The 14,025-nt window shown below is 58.9% G+C and carries 11 protein-coding genes; 4 read left to right on the top strand and 7 right to left on the bottom strand.

The features are described from left to right. Window positions 1-34: 34 nt before the first annotated feature. The 5 genes from OHL20_RS14610 to OHL20_RS14590 form a co-directional block, all read right to left on the bottom strand. Entirely contained in the window at window positions 35-1,201 is a 1,167-nt protein-coding gene (locus tag OHL20_RS14610; protein ID WP_263383912.1) for an alpha/beta fold hydrolase, read from the bottom strand. 11 nt (window positions 1,202-1,212) lie between these two features. Continuing rightward, a complete protein-coding gene (gene era / locus OHL20_RS14605; RefSeq protein WP_263383911.1) occupies window positions 1,213-2,307 on the bottom strand; it encodes a GTPase Era in 1,095 nt (364 codons plus the stop codon). A 37-nt stretch (window positions 2,308-2,344) separates the two neighbouring features. Further along, window positions 2,345-3,745: a hemolysin family protein gene (locus OHL20_RS14600; protein ID WP_263383910.1), complete on the bottom strand. Its 1,401-nt coding sequence runs from the start codon at window positions 3,743-3,745 to the stop codon at window positions 2,345-2,347. Next, entirely contained in the window at window positions 3,742-4,233 is a 492-nt protein-coding gene (ybeY, locus tag OHL20_RS14595) for an rRNA maturation RNase YbeY (protein ID WP_263383909.1), read from the bottom strand. The genes OHL20_RS14600 and ybeY overlap by 4 nt, the downstream gene beginning before the upstream one ends. A 79-nt stretch (window positions 4,234-4,312) precedes the next feature. Further along, complete coding sequence (locus OHL20_RS14590) at window positions 4,313-5,350, bottom strand: PhoH family protein (RefSeq protein WP_263383908.1); 1,038 nt, start codon at window positions 5,348-5,350, stop codon at window positions 4,313-4,315. A gap of 409 nt (window positions 5,351-5,759) precedes the next feature. Here OHL20_RS14590 and rpsT point away from each other — a divergent pair, with 409 nt between their 5' ends. Then, window positions 5,760-6,038 (top strand): 30S ribosomal protein S20, encoded by a 279-nt coding sequence (gene rpsT / locus OHL20_RS14585; RefSeq protein ID WP_263383907.1) that lies wholly within the window; start codon window positions 5,760-5,762, stop codon window positions 6,036-6,038. Window positions 6,039-6,096: 58 nt separating this feature from the next. Here rpsT and OHL20_RS14580 read toward each other — a convergent pair whose 3' ends face one another. Continuing rightward, window positions 6,097-7,614, bottom strand: coding sequence for a hypothetical protein (locus OHL20_RS14580; protein WP_263383906.1), 1,518 nt, complete (start codon window positions 7,612-7,614; stop codon window positions 6,097-6,099). Window positions 7,615-7,757: 143 nt separating this feature from the next. Here OHL20_RS14580 and OHL20_RS14575 point away from each other — a divergent pair, with 143 nt between their 5' ends. The 3 genes from OHL20_RS14575 to OHL20_RS14565 all read left to right on the top strand — a co-directional run bounded on the left by OHL20_RS14575 (window position 7,758) and on the right by OHL20_RS14565 (window position 12,270). After that, window positions 7,758-9,878, top strand: a complete 2,121-nt coding sequence (locus OHL20_RS14575) for a M13 family metallopeptidase (RefSeq protein WP_263383905.1) — start codon at window positions 7,758-7,760, stop codon at window positions 9,876-9,878. A gap of 119 nt (window positions 9,879-9,997) precedes the next feature. Next, complete coding sequence (locus OHL20_RS14570; RefSeq protein WP_263383904.1) at window positions 9,998-10,909, top strand: DMT family transporter; 912 nt, start codon at window positions 9,998-10,000, stop codon at window positions 10,907-10,909. A gap of 26 nt (window positions 10,910-10,935) precedes the next feature. Beyond that, on the top strand, window positions 10,936-12,270 hold the full coding sequence (locus tag OHL20_RS14565) for a M20/M25/M40 family metallo-hydrolase (protein WP_263383903.1): 1,335 nt from the start codon (window positions 10,936-10,938) through the stop codon (window positions 12,268-12,270). A gap of 161 nt (window positions 12,271-12,431) precedes the next feature. Here OHL20_RS14565 and OHL20_RS14560 read toward each other — a convergent pair whose 3' ends face one another. After that, the gene (locus OHL20_RS14560; RefSeq protein ID WP_263383902.1) at window positions 12,432-13,823 is read right to left on the bottom strand and encodes an MATE family efflux transporter; all 1,392 of its coding nucleotides are present in this window, start codon (window positions 13,821-13,823) and stop codon (window positions 12,432-12,434) included. Window positions 13,824-14,025: the final 202 nt, after the last annotated feature.

Genomic DNA, 14,025 nt, shown 5'->3' with positions numbered 1-14,025 from the left:
ACCGTTGTACTACGATGCCCGAAACCTCGTCCCGTTACTTGGTGAGGCTGGTAGGGGCAAGCTGACCCGAAAGGAATCTGGCTATATTTTCGTTCAGAAACTTCGCGTCTGCGGGATCGGCGGCTGCTCCAGCCGGATGACCCCAGAGCGACGGAATCGGCATGAAGGTCACGCCGGGAATGAACTTTGCCTCGTACGTCGCGTCCGTGATTGGGAAGTACATGTCCGTAGCCGACGGCATATAGAGAAATGGCACCTTGATCGAACCGAGGGCGCGCTCCGTCGCAGGATTTGTGCTGGCCTCACCGATGTTCCCACCATACTTGCTCGAAAAGTCGAGCTTGCCGAAGCCCGGCGAGGCACCGACATCGTTTGATTCCCACGTCCTCATCTGCGCAATAATGTCGTTCGCGTCGCCTGTGATGAAGTGCGTTCGGCGCTGCTCAAAGTATTGAGCGAAGGTCGTTCCTGGCTTGGCCGTAGCCCGCCAAAGCTCCTCGTGCCACCATTCCTGCGAATAAAGCCATCCCATCCACATCGTCCCAAAGTCTTCAATTCCCTTCAAGGGCTCGGCCGTGTAGTCCCCGTTGTTATAGACCGGATCTGTCGTAATCGCTGCGATCTGTCCTTCGAGGCGCACGATACCATGCGGATAGGTCTTCGAGGTTCCCGAGGTCGCCACCGCGCGATCCATAAAGGTCGGGTAGCTCACCGCCCATTGGAATGCCTGCTGCGCCCCCATTGAAAAGCCGATGACGGCCTTCAAATGCTGGACCTTTAGCTCTTCGATCAGCAACTGATGGCCCGCGTTTACGTTGTCGCGAATCGTCATGAGCGGGAAATGTGATCCATGAAATGGCTCCGCTGTATTGCTTGGCGATGAAGAGCTGCCATTCGCAAAAAGTTCTGTACACACCAGAAAGAGCTTGTCAGGATCGAGAGCCTTACCCGGTCCCATCAGCCATTCGTAGCCCTTGAACTTGGCCATGTAGTGCGATGGCAGCAACACGACATTATCCTTGGCTGCGTTCAGGTGTCCATACGTGCCATAGATCACGTGCACCTCGGGCAGCGTCACGCCGCTTTCGGTGCGAAAGTTCTTGATCACAAAGTCATGGCGGACTGGCGTCAGCTTTTCGGCGGTCTGGCCAGAAGACACCACGGGAGCTAGCGCAAGCAGGAGGCCAAGGAGGATTTTCATGTCCTCCAAGCTTACTCGGAAGAACCCTCTTCCGAAGCCTGCCGGGCTGCTATTTCTTCAAGCTGACGACGCCAGTCCAGGTCTTCGACGAAGCCTCGCGAACTGCGCCACTCCTCCTGCACCTTCACGAACAATTCGAGGAAGACCCGCGTTCCCAGCAGCGACTCGATATCCTTCCGTGCCGCCGTGCCGATCTGCTTCAGCATCGTTCCCTGCTTGCCGATCAGGATCGCCTTCTGCCCTGTCCGCTCGCAATAGATGGCCGCCGAAATTTTCGTTAGCGGCAACTTCGCACCGACGGCTCGCTTCTTTACCTTGCCTGTCTCGGTCAACTCTGGCACAGGCTCTTCGAACTTCTCGATAACTACCGCCGTCGCGTAGGGAACCTCTTCGCCTGTAAGCATCAGAATCTTTTCGCGAATGAGTTCCGCAACAAGGAAGCGCTCCGGCTGATCGGTGAGCTGATGCTTCGGGAAGTATCGCTGCCCTTCTTTCAACTGTCCGACGACCTTATCCAGGAGCAGCTCCAGATTCTCTTTCTTGCGCGCCGAGATTGGAATGACATCCGCAAACGTGTGCAGGGCCGACCAGTGAGCCATGAGGGGCAGGAGGTCCGCTCGGGGAATCGCATCCATCTTGTTCAACACCAGGATGACCGGGCATTCCAGCTTTTTAATTAGCGACAGCGCGAAATCGTCCTCAGCCTTCGAAAGCTCGACTCGCGTCTTCGTGAAGGGCTTCAGGGCACCCTGCTCTTTAGGCTTCTCCGCCTGTGGCAGCCGGTGCGTCACATCTACGATAAAGAGCACGGCATCGCGCGATTCAAGAGCGTCGTGGACCTCCTGCATCATCCGCCGATCGAGCTGTGTATCCGGCTTGTGCACGCCCGGAGTATCGACAAGCACCACTTGCGCCGCAGGATGTCCCGGCTCACCCTTGCCCTTCTTCTTGAGCGGAACTTCAAGCACACCATGGATGCGAGTCCGCGTGGTCTGGGGTTTATGTGTGACGATAGCGAGCTTCTGGCCGAGCAGAGCATTGAGCAAGGTTGACTTGCCCGCATTAGGGCGGCCGATGATAGAGACGAATCCGGAGCGAAAGGGCATCTCCTCCATTATGCGCTGTCGGGGGTTCGTAGAAGCTTCAGGCAGCCGAAGGATGAGTGGAAAGGCTTACGCGAATTCGGTCGATGCGGCGGTCCGTAGACGCCAGCACCTCCATCCGCAGCCCATCCTCTTCGACCACTTCACCCGGCAGCGGAATGTGCCCGGCGATCTCTGAGACCAACCCGCCCAGCGTCGTCGACTCGTAGTGCTCCGGCAGGCGTAATGCCGTCGGGTCATCGCGTGTATCCCGCTCGTCGGCATCATCGTCGTCCGGATGGGGCTCGCCATCTTCCGCAGGACGCGTTTGGCGATGCGTTTCGAACTGATCGGCAAACAAGTCACGAAGCCGGGAGATTTCGAATCCACCCGAGACAGTGTAGGCTCCATCTGCTTCGCGTGCCGGAGTGTCATCTTCCTCGCCGTCGTCATGCTCGTCCGCAATGTTACCGACTATTGCCTCGATCAAATCCTCGATGGTGACAAGCCCTGCGACTCCACCATACTCGTCGATGACGACGCGCATGTGCTGCTTCTCGCGCTGCATCTCGCGCAACAGCTCCGCCACTTTTTTAGGCTCAGGTACGAACGCCGCGGGGCGTTGCAACTCAGCTACAGTGACGGTCATCGCATCCGTATCGAGGATCTGAAGCAGATCGTGTGCGAAGGCGATACCAGTAATGTGATCGAGCGAATCCGAATAGACCGGGACGCGCGAGAAGGGGTGCTCGTCCAACTGCGCCGTGAACTCCTGCAGCGTCATGGTGCCGGCTACAGCGAAGATCTCTGGTCGCGGAGTCATCACCTCACGCACCACCTTGTCGCCGAACTCCACAACCGACCGTACAAGTTCACGATCCGACTCCTCGAGAATGCCCTCTTCTTCCCCTGCCTCAAGCAGCGCATCCATCGCCTCTGAAGGATGCTCCTCTTCCTCAGCATCTTCAGGCTCGGCCAGAGCGGCGATTGAAAGAAGCAGGCCAAGCAGCAGCGTGACCGGAAGAATGAGGTAGAACAACGCCTCGAGCAGGTACAGAATCTTGGCGATCCACAAACCACGTGTCCGCGTGAAGAGAATCTGTGGCACCAGCCGGTCAAACAGCAGGATCAGGAGGATCAGCTCGAATGCTGTTCGCAGGACCTCCGATACACTCGGCGCGACTGCCAGCCCCGGAGCGAGCACGGGGTAGCTATAGAGCCTCAACCCGGAAAGAAGCGCAATTGCAGCGAGTGAGAGTTGCCGCAGCACCGAAGCGGATAGGGCAACCGACTCTCGCCCAAGCCTGAGCCGAGGCTCCACCACCTGCTCCCAGGCATCGATATTGTCCTGGTATTCGCGGGCGAGAAACTTGCCCATCTCGGAGTACACGCGATCGACGTATGCAGCCAGGGTCAGAATGGCAAGCAACGCAACCAGTGATAAGCCAAAGACCGGAATCATGCCTTCGTCCTACGCGATGGTTTCGGTGTATCGGACACCCTGCCGATCAAACCATCGGGTAATCGAAGTTCTTTTCGCAGAAGCGCCTCACGCGCGGCCATCTCACCCTGATCTACTTCGTGATCCAGACCATGCAGATGCAGCAGACCGTGCAGCAGCAGAATTCGCACCTCATCGCGCAGACTGTGCCCGTACGCCTCAGCCTGCCTGGCCGCTGTTTCAAGTGAGATCGCCAGGTCACCTGCTGTCTGCTCTTCGCCTCCAAACTCGTTGTAAGCTGCAGGAAAGCTCAGAACATCGGTAGCCTTGTTCTTCCCGCGATATGCCCGGTTCAGGCGCTTCAGCGTCGCGTCGTCGGCAAGCAGCACCTCGACGTCACCCACCAGGCCTATCGCCAAACGAGCACGATTCAGGAAGCGCGTGAGCCCCGACTTAGAGAGCGCAGACGCCGGGATGGTGGATGTACTTGGGGGTTCGATGGTGATCATCGTGGATAAGAACGTGACGGCAAAAGCAACAGAGGGCCGTGGAGCCCTCTGTTGCCATGATATCGCATCATTGCCGCGCCTATTGAGTTTTCGCTACCGGCTTGACTGAGGGTGCTACTCCGGGAAGCTCTGTTTCTCCAATCGCCAGTGGCAACTGTTGCTGATGCTGGGCACGCCCATAGCTGTCGTAGGCGCGAACAATTCGCTGGACAAGATGATGTCGGACGACATCCACATCGTCGAAGTGACAAAACTTGATTCCCTCGACGCCATCCAGAACGTTCAGCGCTTCGAACAGTCCAGACTTCTTCGGGTTAGGCAGATCGATCTGCGTCAGATCGCCCGTGATCACCGCCCGCGAGTTGTTTCCGAGCCGCGTCACGAACATCTTCATCTGCTCGTTCGTCGTGTTCTGCGCCTCGTCCATGATGATGAAGGCGTCAGAGAGCGTTCGGCCACGCATGAACGCCAGTGGCGCAACCTCGATCACGTTACGTTCCAGGAGTTTGTCGACCTTTTCCTGGTCCATCAGGTCGTAGAGCGCGTCGTAGAGAGGCCGCAGATACGGATCGACCTTCTCCTGCAACGAGCCCGGCAGGAAGCCAAGCCGCTCACCAGCTTCTACGGCTGGACGAACGAGGATAATGCGGCTTACCTTCTTTGCCATCAGCGCGGAGACTGCCATGGCTACAGCAAGGTAGGTCTTACCTGTTCCTGCTGGCCCGAGCCCGAAGACCATGTCGTTTTGCTCGATCGCCTCGACATACTTCCGTTGGTTTGGCGAGCGCGGCTGCACAACCCGCTTTACGCCGACCGAACGCTGCTTACCTGAATCCATCAGCGACTTAAGGCTGACGGCAGGGTCAGCAACCACCAGCTTCAGCATGGCGTTCAATTCGCCGTTGTGGGGATGAACCCCGCCTTTGCGGAGCGCTTCGAAGTCGCCAAAGATTCGCTCGACGCGGGCGACCGCCTCGGGCTGACCGGTGACCTGTATGGAATCGGAACGGAGATCGATGGTGACCTTGAGGCTGTCTTCCATCAAGCGGAGATTTTCGTCGCGGGTCCCGTACAGGGGCTCAATACCGGTGGTGATTTCGAGCGATTTTTTGATCAAGTAAGGATCTGACCTCCGTCAGGGAAAGCTGATAGTGCGATGTGAGTGTCGCTTGTGGGGTTGTCGATCAGGATGTGGCGAGGGAGACTGGACCGCAGCGCCGGGAGGCGTTGGGTGACTGCGACCGGGTTGGCGAGTCGTGCCAAGGTGTCGAAGATGAGCGAAGGTTAGAACGTCAAAGGACCAGCGTCAAGCGAATTTTTGGCAAACGGAATGCGACGGGATTGCAACAGGTCTGCGACATTACAGTTGACCCATCCCCGGAGCTTCCGTACACTTGAGGTTGCAGGGTATGCGGCGGGCTGTGACCTCGACTTTTATGTCTTAGTTCAGTTGGGCTGTGTCTGAACCAGCTTTCTGGCCTGCATCCAATTCCCGGCACAACCGGCTTAGAGAAGAGAGTTCAGCAATGGCAAATCATGTTTCCTCGTTGAAGCGCGCACGTCAGACAGTGGTAAAGACCGCGGTAAATCGCGCCAACAAGAGCAAGCTGCGCGGCATTCTTCGCACTCTGCGTGAGGCCATTGCCAAGGGTGACAGCAAAGTTGTCACTGAGCAGTACCGCGCGACCGTCTCCGTTCTCGATAAGAGCGTCCAGAAGGGCATTCTCCACAAAAACACCGCCAGCCGTTACAAGTCCCGCCTTAACGCTCGCGTCAAGGCCGTTGTCGTCGCCAAGGCCGCCTAGGTCTTCGCCTCATTCGAACAAAGCTTCAAAGGCCGACCCGGACACCTGGGTCGGCTTTTTAGTGCGGCCTCTCTTCCGGCTTGTCCGTCGGCAGAGTATACAGAGTAGGCGGTTTGCGTCGCTCTGTTGCAGGCTCGTCGCCGTTCACTATCGGAGCAGCCGCTGTTGGCTGGGGTGCAGCAAACGTTGGAGGCGGTGGAACCGAGGCTGCAGGCTCTGTAGCAACCGTCTTTCCTGCGGCCGGACCTTTCGCGTGAGACATCAGGTTGACGCTGGCACTCACGTCGGCAGGCTCAAGCGCCTTCGCTGCCCGGATAGCCGCCTCGTCCGCTCCGACCAGTGGAGGCAAGTGATAGATCTCGACCGCACGATCCCGAATCACGGCCAGCCGCAAGCCATCCGGCGACAGGTCGTAGTTCTGCCCGGCGCGCTGCACTGGCGTCGTCTGCAATTGGAGCAGTTGTTTCCCGTTATAGGTCTGGTAGACACGGATCTCCTGCGTCGTGAAGGCGGACGGGGCAAAGTCCGCCGTGATTCCCGACCCGGACGCGACAAGATTCCGGCTCAATGCGAATCGTCCGGCCTTTGGCGCTAACGCAAAGTTCGGGAAGGCGTGAGTCTCCGTGAAGTTCTGTTGCCACATCTGTTCGCCGCGCATATTGAATCCGCCGAGCATCAGCTTGTCGTCTCCGCCCCTGCAGCCAAACGCCACAAATTCGCTCGCACTCACAAAGACTGGACGTGGGCGGCAGCTTGAATCCACTGGCGAAAGCTCCACATACTTGCCGACGTAGGGATCAAAGTCGAACAGCCACCGCGTCGCACTCTCCTTCAGCACCTCAATATAGCCAGCCGACGTAATGGATAGGTTCACCAATCCCGCCGCCGTGGCTACTCCGGCACTCTGGACGATCACCCTGTCCACCGGCTGAACTGGCTCGACAATCCTGTAAAAGTTTAGCTGCGCCCTGCCCGAGTCAGGTGAATTCAGTACAGTTGCTGACGAATCCCCTGCCGTGACTGCAGGCTTCTCGATCGTTTCGACCGTGATCAAATCCCGATCCGGCGACAGGATAATGGCTGCCAACCTCCGGCTCGACGCAAGGAATGGCTGCTCTACAAACGCCTCCTCATGCTCCAGGTTTTCGAGCGGTACAAAGGTTGTGAGGGTATCCCGCATCCGCAGCAGGAAGCGCCCATGCCCCAGGTTCCAGAGGTACTGTGCGTTGTCATGCAGCCGCCAACTTGTGCGGGCCAGCACCTTGCCCGATGGCAGATGCACCACAACCGCTTCGATCGTCCGATCCTGATCGTCCGGCGGATCATCGGGCAGCCGTTTCATCAGCCGACGTACGGCAAAGGTCACCAGAAGGTGCTGATCGTCGATGAAATGGACCGTTATGCTATTTCCGCTCGTCGCCATCGCTCCCGCTCCGGGCGGCTGAAAGCCCATCGCCTGCAGTGCGAGGCGCTGCGGCGGCTCCGGTGCCTTCGCATGGGAGAAGGTGCTCACAGGCACAAACATCAGCGCGAGGAGGATGTGACGAAACGCCGGAAGAATGCTTGGAACAGACATGGTCTGATGCGCGTATCGTACAAAGTTACGGAATTGCGATTTGCTAGCCTCCACTCTTTCACAGACGGTGAAGTCTCGCAAAGCGTCCCGCACCGAGTTTGACGCAAGACCAAACTGAAATGAAATCTGGAGGAGACGGACAAATGAAGCGTGAGGACAGATGTTCAACGAACCGTGGTGCAGGCAAGCGACTGGCGCTCGGAGTAGCAGCAGTACTTGTATCGGGAATAGGTGCGTCGCTCTTCGCTCAGCAAACTCCTGCGCCCACACCCGGAGCCACCCAGGTCTACCTCCCGGTTCCTGCTTTTGACACCTCAAGCCTCGATACCACCGCCGACCCCTGCAACGACTTCTACAAGTTCGCCTGTGGCAAGTTCGCCGCGAACCATCCCATTCCAGCCGATCAGGCCGGTGTTGACCAGTTCTACGCCCTCTTCAACGTCAACACCCAGTCCCTCAACGGCATTCTTACCAAAGAGGCAGCGGGCGGTGCGAGCCGCTCCCCGGATGAGCAAAAGATCGGCGATTATTACAAGGCATGCGTCGACACCTCGCTGATCGAGCAGAAGGACCTTGCACCGATCCAGCCGCTCCTCACGGAGATCAACGGCCTCAATGACGGTACGCGCGGCAAGCTTGGCCTGCCCACCCTCATCGGCAAACTACAGCGCATGGGCGTCGACGTCTTCTTTGGCTACGGCGAACAGCAGGACTTGAAGGACTCCACCAAGCAGATCGCCATCGCCTCCCAGGCGGGTCTCGGTATGCCCGAAAAAGACTACTATCTCCGCACTGGTGAGAAAGACATCAAGCTCCGCGAGCAGTACGTAGCCCACGTTGCCAAGATGCTTACCCTTGCCGGCTCCGCTCCCGATCAGGCTCAGAGGGATGCCACGGCCATCATGGTCCTTGAAACTGCCCTCGCCAAGGCCTCCATGGGTGTCACCGAGATGCGCGACCCGGAGAAGACCTACCACCTGCAACCACTCGCCACCTTCGAAGCCAGCATGTCTGGCGTCAACTTTGCCCAGTTTCAGGAAGCTATTCATTCGCCCCATGTCACTGAGATCAACAACGCCACGCCCGACTTCTTCCCTGCCCTCTATCGCGAGGTCCGGGCGACCGACATGCCGACCCTCAAGGCCTACATGCGCTATCACCTGCTCACCGCCTTCGCCACCCACCTACCCAAGCGAATCGACGCCGAAAACTTCGACTTCTACAGCCGCATCCTGAACGGTCAGCCAGAGCAGCAGGCACAATGGAAGCGCTGCTCGAACTCCGTCAACGCCGCACTCGGCGAAGCTCTTGGCAAGGTCTACGTTGAACAGTACTTCGCCGGCGACAGCAAGACAAAGATGCTCGAGATGGTCCACGACATCGAAGGTGCGATGGACCACGACATCGATCAACTCACCTGGATGTCCGCGCCCACCAAGGTGCGCGCCAAGGAGAAGCTGCACCTCGTTGCCAACAAGATTGGCTATCCCGACAAATGGCGCGACTATTCAACGCTTGAGATCAAGCCGGATGACGCTGTCGGCAACACGGAGCGCGCCAACATCTTCGAGAACGACCGCCAGCTGGCAAAGATCGGCAAGCCGGTCGACCACACGGAATGGGGTATGACGCCTCCTACCGTGAACGCCTACTACGATCCCAGCATGAACGACATCAACTTTCCCGCTGGCATCCTGCAGCCCTCCTTCTATGACCCCAAGGCTGACGATGCCGTGAACTACGGCCACATCGGCGCAGTGATCGGCCACGAACTCACCCACGGCTTTGACGACGAGGGCAAAAAGTTTGACGGTCACGGCAATCTAAGTGACTGGTGGAGCCCCGAGGATACGAAGAACTTCGAAGCTCGCACGGATTGCCTCGTCAACGAGTACGGCGGCTTTACGGCAGTTGACGATATCAAGGTCAACGGCAAGCTGACTCTCGGCGAGAACACTGCCGACAACGGCGGGCTGGTGCTCGCCTACATGGCATATCTTGAGCGCGCTAAGACCAACCATGTCGACCTCGCCGCCAAGGTGGACGGCTTTACCTCGCCACAACGCTTTTACATCGGCTGGGCTCAAAACTGGTGCGAGAACACTCGACCCGAGTCGGTCCGCGCCCGGGTTCTTACCGATCCCCACTCGCCCGATCACTTCCGTGCCAATGGAGCGATCGTCAACCAGCCGGGATTCTCCGAAGCCTTCGGATGTAAGAAAGGCACCGCAATGGTCCCAACGAACAGCTGTCGGGTCTGGTAGCTCACCGCTGATCGCCAACCAGAAGCCCATCCTCTCGCAGCGGTATCCTGTGGGGATGGGCGATCTGTTTTAGGACCTGCCACCGCCCGACACCCTCTGTTTTATGCGACCCTGAAACTATGCCCCACGAAAAAAACCGCCTTCTTGGCTTCGGCGCCTGCGCGCTTGCAAGCTCACTTTGGGGTTGCGGCTTCTTCTTCGGAAAGATTGCTCTCGCCGAGATGTCTGTCGGCCACATGGTTCTCTATCGCTTCCTCTTCGGAGCGGTGGTGATGCTCCCGCTGCTGCTCACGCATCTGCCGACCTTCAATCGCAACGAGTGGGGCCTTCTCCTTCTGGCATCGTTCCTCGGCGTTCCTCTTCAATTCATGATCCAGTTCCTCGGGCTTTCGCTTACCACCGTTAGCCACGCGTCGCTGATGGTGGGCACCATGCCCGTCATCCTCGCGGTGGGCGCTGCCATCTTTGCGCACGAGCGCATGGACGCGATCGGCTGGCTTGCCCTGGGAACTTCAACCTGCGGGGCAGCCCTCATCGCCCTTAGCGGCAAACATGGCCATCCAGGCGATGCTTCGCTGCAGGGAGACCTGCTTGTTGTCTTCTCGCTTGCTATCGCGCTCTTCTGGCTCCTCATCAACAAGCGCCTGATGGAGCGTCACAGCCACATTGCCGTCACCGCTTACGGAATTGTCCTCGGCACCCTCATGCTGCTCGCCTGGGTACCGCTTCGTTACGGTGCTCCGCCGATCCATCATGTTTCGCCCAAAGCCTGGGTTGCCTTAGCGGCGAGCGGCATCCTTTGCACGGCCACCACGACCCTCCTCTGGAACTGGGGCATGACCCAGGTTCCCGCTTCTCAGGCTGGCGTTCTTCTCAACATGGAGCCGCTTCTAGGCTCCCTCCTCGGCATCTTCGTTCTCGGCGACCGTCTCGGTCCCGGCGCATGGGTTGGTGGAGCCCTCATTCTTGCCGCAGCCGTTACGCTTACGACTCACAGCAAGACGCAGGTCCGCGAGCCTGTCAGTATCTAGATCTGGTCGTGCTATCCTCCGGCATCATGACAAAGCTGGTTCTCGCACCCCTGCTGGCCCTCGCAGCCGCTTGCTCCGCCCAGACTGCTGGGCCTAAGCTGACCGCGGTCGAAGCCACGATGGTCCGCGCTGTGGATGCTGAGAAGTCAGCCTCCCTTGCTCTGCTCGAGAGGATCGTCGACATCAACAGCGGCACGATGAATCTTCCGGGAGTCGTGGCTGTAAAAGATGTCATTTCTCCACAGCTGGAAGCGCTCGGCTTCAAGGTTCGCTGGAACCCGATGGAAGCCTTCGACAAGCGCGCTGGCGACCTCGTCGCTGAACACGCCTGTCCGGCAGGCGCGGGTAAATGCGGTAAACGGCTGCTCCTGATCGGCCACATGGACACCGTATTCGAGCCTTCCAGCAGCTTCCAGAAGTACACGATCGTGCCCGGCACCAACGGCAATGTCGCTACTGGTCCGGGCGTCAACGACATGAAGGGCGGACTTGTTGTCATGCTCTCCGCGCTCAAGGCTATGAAGGCTGCAGGCGCGCTCGATATGGCCGAGATCACGATTGTGCTGAGTGGGGACGAAGAGGCTCACGGAGAGCCGACGGACCTAAGCCGCCGCGACATGATTGAGGCTGGCAAGCGAGCCGACGTGGCGCTGGAGTTTGAGAACAACTCGCGGATTGGCGGGAAGGACATGATCCGCATCAGCCGGCGAAGTTCGCTGAGCTGGCGGATTGAGACTACGGGCGTCTCTGGCCACTCCTCGCAGATCTTCAATGACCACTTCGGCTATGGAGCCATTTACGAACTCACGCGCATCCTCGACCAGTTCCGGACGCAACTTCCGGAGCATGGTCTTACCTACAACGTGGGCATGGTCCTTGGCGGAGCGACCGCGACCGTTAACCCTACGAACACAGGCGGTTCAGCCACTGGGAAGAGCAACGTCATTCCGCCGACGGCGCTTGCCAGCGGGGACATTCGCACGCTCTCCAACGATCAGACCGAGCGGACTGAGGCCAGGATGCGCGTGATCGTTCGCGACCATCTTCCCAAGACCGGAGCGACGATCACCTTCAACGAGGGCTATCCTGCGATGGCCGAGACGGATGCAGCGCATGCGCTCGTCGGGCAGCTCAACGAGGTCAATGCGGCACTTGGACTTGCGCCGCAGGAGATCATGGACCCGATGCTTGGTGGCGCGGGTGACATCGCCTTTGTGGCTCCTTACGTTCCTGCTGGCCTTGTTGGAACGGGAGCGATGGGCGAGGGTGCTCATGCGGAGGGCGAGACTGTTTTTCTGGACTCGATACCCAGAGAGGCGAAGCGCATGGCGCTGCTGATGTACCGTCTATCGAAGACTTAGGTTGCGAAATGTTTTTTCAAAAGTCCAAGGTCTAACAAAACAGGAGACTTAGGTGGGGACCAAGTCTCCCTGCGGTATACCTGGGTGTCAGCGTGTGGCCATTCCGGGGTTGTTTTGGGGGTGAATTTGTCAAGTAGCCCACTTTAATTGAGGATGCCCTCTCAGAGAGTCGAGGGAACCGCCTGCCGGCTCCGCGCAATAATTCCGACCATCTCGCCAGTTGTTCGCCACCAGATCAAGGTGAGCGCTACGCCTGCCAGAATCAGCCCAAGGCACAATCCGAGCCATAGCCCTACGGCGCCGAGGTGCATGTGGAAGCCGAAGAACCATCCCACCGGGAGGCCTACAAGCCAGTAGCTTGAGAAGTGCACGTAGAGGCCGACCCGCGTGTTCCCCGCTCCGCGCAGTGCTCCGGTCGCGGTCATCTGGAGGCCGTCAAAGAGCTGGAATACGGCTACGATCATCAGGATTGGCGTCGTCGCTGCGATGACGTGCGGGTCGGGCGAGAAGCCGCGCGCGATGAGTTTTGGAAAGATGAGGAAGATACACGAGGCCGTGAGCATGAAGACTGCGCCGAGCAGGATGCCGGACCATCCCGCTGCCCGTGCTCCCTCGACATCTCGACGCCCGATCGCCTGGCCCACCCGCACGGAAGCGGCGGTCGCGATGGCCATCGGCACCATGAAGGTGAAGCTGGCGCAATCCAGGGCGATCTGGTGACCCGACAAGGGCAGCGCCCCGAAGGTGGAGATGATCGCCGTTACGGCTCCGAAGATTGCCACCTCTACAAAAATCTGTGCGCCTACGGGTGCGCCGAGCACGATCAACTCTCGCAGGCGGCTTCCCTCAAAGCGCCATTTCGTCTGGAATAGACCGTAGCCGCATTTTCGCTGGTACCAGACGAGATAGCCGAACATGAGCGCCGCCTGATAGCAGCGCGAGAGCATGGTCGACCAGCCTGAACCGGTGACGCCATACGCCGGGATCGACAGGTAGCGCCAGTGATGCTCGTATATAAACAGCCAGTTGAAGAGCACATTGATCAGGTTCGCCGAGATGAGCGTCACCGCGATCGACCGCACATGGTTGAATGCCTGAAGGTAGCGCCGCAGGACCATCCACAGGAAGAGTGCGGGCGTGCCCCAGTTGAGCGCGTTCAGAAACGGCAGCGCCATACGCAGGATGACTGGGTCGGTGTGGAGCATCGCGATTCCCGGCCCCATGGCTGCCACCATCAACATCAGGATCACGGTCAGTCCGGCAGCCAGGAGCAGGCCATGTTGCAGCGAGCGGTTTGCGTCGTCGATCCGCTTTGCGCCGAAGGCCTGGGACAGGACCGTGTCCAGACCGATGAGTACGCCGCCCACTCCGAAGGCCAGCGTGTGGTACAGCACCTGTCCGAGCGCTGCGGCTCCGAGTGAGACCGCCGAGTTCGGCAGATGCCCGACCATCACTGTGTCGACGATGCCCATCGACATCCAGCCGATCTCCGCCAGGATGAGGGGCAGAGCGAGGCGGAACATGAGCGGGATTTCACGGCGTATGTGTTTCATGGGCAGGTTGGATTACTGGGCCAGGCGGTACTCAGAGTCTATCCGACTCTCAAAAATGAGAGGTTTTGGGGATGGGGAACGGCCTGGCGCCGATCAGTGCAGATGACACCGACGGGACTGACAGGGAGAGGCGAGGGCAAACCGCAGGTCCTTCGACTCCGATCAGGATGACAGTTCTGTGGATAGAGAGAGAACTAAGAGC

The organism is Granulicella arctica (assembly GCF_025685605.1).
Classification (GTDB): Bacteria; Acidobacteriota; Terriglobia; order Terriglobales; family Acidobacteriaceae; genus Edaphobacter; species Edaphobacter arcticus.
This window is presented reverse-complemented; position numbering and strand designations above follow the sequence as displayed.

Coding starts and splice junctions, on each gene's coding strand:
- OHL20_RS14610 (WP_263383912.1), bottom strand. CDS start 1,201: ATGAAAATCCTCCTTGGCCTCCTGCTTGCGCTAGCTCCCGTGGTGTCT.
- era (WP_263383911.1), bottom strand. CDS start 2,307: ATGCCCTTTCGCTCCGGATTCGTCTCTATCATCGGCCGCCCTAATGCG.
- OHL20_RS14600 (WP_263383910.1), bottom strand. CDS start 3,745: ATGATTCCGGTCTTTGGCTTATCACTGGTTGCGTTGCTTGCCATTCTG.
- ybeY (WP_263383909.1), bottom strand. CDS start 4,233: ATGATCACCATCGAACCCCCAAGTACATCCACCATCCCGGCGTCTGCG.
- rpsT (WP_263383907.1), top strand. CDS start 5,760: ATGGCAAATCATGTTTCCTCGTTGAAGCGCGCACGTCAGACAGTGGTA.
- OHL20_RS14580 (WP_263383906.1), bottom strand. CDS start 7,614: ATGTCTGTTCCAAGCATTCTTCCGGCGTTTCGTCACATCCTCCTCGCG.
- OHL20_RS14575 (WP_263383905.1), top strand. CDS start 7,758: ATGAAGCGTGAGGACAGATGTTCAACGAACCGTGGTGCAGGCAAGCGA.
- OHL20_RS14570 (WP_263383904.1), top strand. CDS start 9,998: ATGCCCCACGAAAAAAACCGCCTTCTTGGCTTCGGCGCCTGCGCGCTT.
- OHL20_RS14565 (WP_263383903.1), top strand. CDS start 10,936: ATGACAAAGCTGGTTCTCGCACCCCTGCTGGCCCTCGCAGCCGCTTGC.
- OHL20_RS14560 (WP_263383902.1), bottom strand. CDS start 13,823: ATGAAACACATACGCCGTGAAATCCCGCTCATGTTCCGCCTCGCTCTG.